This window comes from Brachyspira sp. G79 (assembly GCF_002379365.1).
Taxonomy (GTDB): Bacteria; Spirochaetota; Brachyspiria; order Brachyspirales; family Brachyspiraceae; genus Brachyspira.
In genome coordinates this window covers 477,888-480,446 of record NZ_JQIU01000008.1, presented here as the reverse complement: position 1 = coordinate 480,446, position 2,559 = coordinate 477,888, and the positions used below count along the sequence as shown (strand labels likewise).

The following is a 2,559-nucleotide window of genomic DNA, read 5'->3' as shown; positions in this document are numbered from 1 at the left end:
GTATGATTATTCAGGTAAAAAATCTAATGAAGTTATTACAAAATTATTATCATCTCATGCTTTATGGATTTATAATAGAGCATTAATACATAATTCATTATCCACAAAAAAAGAATATTATACAAATATATTTTATAATGTTATAGAGGATCTCATTAATTATGGTGCTGTAAATAAAAAACTATTCTTATTTTATTTAAAAAATATAATAAAAGATAAAAATATGTTAGAATGGTACCAGACCAGACCAGACCAGACCCTGAATTAATACTCAAAGATTACATATATTTTTATAATAATTCAAAACACAAAAAAATACAACCTATGTTGTGCAGCATAGGTTGTATATAAAAACCAAAACCTTTGATTTATTATCCTATTCTAATATATTTTAAGCCTCTTTCTTCTAAAACATTTTTATCATAAATATTTCTGCCATCAAAAACAACCTTATCTTTTAACATATCTCTAATTCTATTAAAGTCAGGACGTCTAAATTCATTCCATTCTGTCAAAAGAAGTAGGGCATCCACATTTTCCAATGCATTATAAGAAGAATTTGCATATATAATTTTATCTCCAAATATAATTTTTGCACTTTCCATAGCTTTAGGATCATAAGCTTTAATATTAGCTCCATTATCAAGCAAAGCATTAATTATAGTAATAGCAGGAGCTTCTCTCATATCATTAGTATTAGGCTTAAATGCAAGTCCCCATACAGCAAAAGTTTTACCTTTAATATCGTTATTATAATATTTTTCTATTTTTTTAATAAATACTTCTCTTTGTTTAAAATTAACAGAATCAGCAGACTTTAATATATCATATTCACAGCCATTTTCTTTAGCAGTATTTAATAATGCTTTTACATCTTTAGGAAAACAACTTCCACCATACCCTAATCCAGGAAATAAAAACTGACTTCCTATACGTCTGTCAGCTGCCATTCCAAGCCTTACCATATCAACATTTGCCCCTACTTTTTCACATATATTTGCTATCTCATTGATATATGAAATCTTAACAGCCAAAAAAGAATTAGCTGCATATTTAGTCATTTCGGCAGATTTAACATCCATTGTTATAACAGGATTTCCAGTTCTTAAAAAAGCAGAATATAATTCATACATTATTTTAGTAGCTCTTTCAGAGTTAGATCCAATTACTATTCTATCGGGTTTTAATGAATCCTCGACAGCAGCACCTTGTTTTAAAAATTCAGGATTAGATACTACATCAAATTCATTTTTAAACTCTTCTTTAGCATTTGCTTTTATTATTTCAGCAACTTTTTCTGCAGTACCTACTGGAACAGTTGATTTATCCACAATAACCTTATATCCATTTAATGCTTTACCTATTTGCTCTGCCACAGTATAAACATATTTCATATCAGCAGAACCGTCTTCTTCTTGAGGAGTACCAACAGCTATAAAACATATTAAAGATTCCTTAACAGCTGTTGCTAAATCAGAACTAAATGAAAGTCTTTTCTCTCCAACATTAAATTTAATCAAATCTTCTAATCCTGGCTCATATATTGGTATAATACCATTATTTAATTTTTTTAATTTATCTTCATCATTATCAACACATATAACAAAATTTCCCATTTCAGCAAAACAAGCCCCAACAACTAATCCAACATATCCAGTACCTATAACACATATCTTCATTTTTAATTACTCCTTAATAATTATTATTTATCTTTTATACTTTATTCTAATATTAATAGAAAATATTCTAAATTTAATAAAATTATTAGTCTTTTTATATAAAAAAATGTATTTATTAAAAAGATATTTTATTCTAAAAAATTTAAATTTAGTAAATTTTAAATACTCAAAATACTCATTTTTTAAAGGATGATTGCAATCTATATCCCAAGGCTTTAAAATATCAGTATAATGAAGTATATACGGATTATATTTAGCATTTTCCTCGTCTTTTTTAGTATAGCTATTTTCATAATATGGTATATTATATCCTTTCAAACTATTGCCTAAATATATACGTGAATTGGTATTCCAGTTTAACTCTATAAATTTACATTTATTGTTTAAAACAATATTCAAAATATCCTGATCCTGCAAAGTAATAATATCCTCATTATTATTATAGCATCTAATACATTCATTATAAAAATTAAATTTCTTTAGATTCTCTATATCAAAAACCAACACTCCAGCATTAAAATATCTATTTTTTAGAGGCAAAGCCAATCTTCTGCACTGTGATATTCCACATTCATCATCTACAACTAATGCTAAATAATTTTCTATATCAATATCCCAAAGTCTTTTTATATTAGTTTCAATTACCGTATCACAATCCATATATATAATTTTATTAATATTATCAGGCAATACTTTAGTTAAAACTAATCTATAATATGTAGCTTGTGAGATATGTTCTCTATTTAATTTAAATCTGGAAAAATCAAATTTTAACATATCATAAAAAGTTATATTACATTCTTTTATATTTTTTAAATATAATAATTTACTTTTATTTTTTTCAGTTATTCCTCCATCTAAAATTATAAAATTGAAATAA

3 protein-coding genes are annotated in these 2,559 nt (G+C 25.3%); 1 reads left to right on the top strand and 2 read right to left on the bottom strand.

Annotated features, from left to right (window positions below):
• Nucleotides 1–268, top strand: a 268-nt coding sequence (locus KQ44_RS14395; protein ID WP_168171250.1) for a hypothetical protein, incomplete at its 5' end; no start/stop codon positions are given.
• A gap of 103 nt (nucleotides 269–371) precedes the next feature.
• Here the strand turns inward: KQ44_RS14395 and KQ44_RS03620 are convergent.
• Both KQ44_RS03620 and KQ44_RS03615 read right to left on the bottom strand, forming a co-directional pair.
• Complete coding sequence (locus KQ44_RS03620) at nucleotides 372–1,679, bottom strand: UDP-glucose/GDP-mannose dehydrogenase family protein (RefSeq protein ID WP_096736276.1); 1,308 nt, start codon at nucleotides 1,677–1,679, stop codon at nucleotides 372–374.
• 27 nt (nucleotides 1,680–1,706) lie between these two features.
• Nucleotides 1,707–2,559: glycosyltransferase family 8 protein (locus KQ44_RS03615; RefSeq protein WP_143277870.1), on the bottom strand; the 853-nt coding region annotated here is incomplete at its 5' end.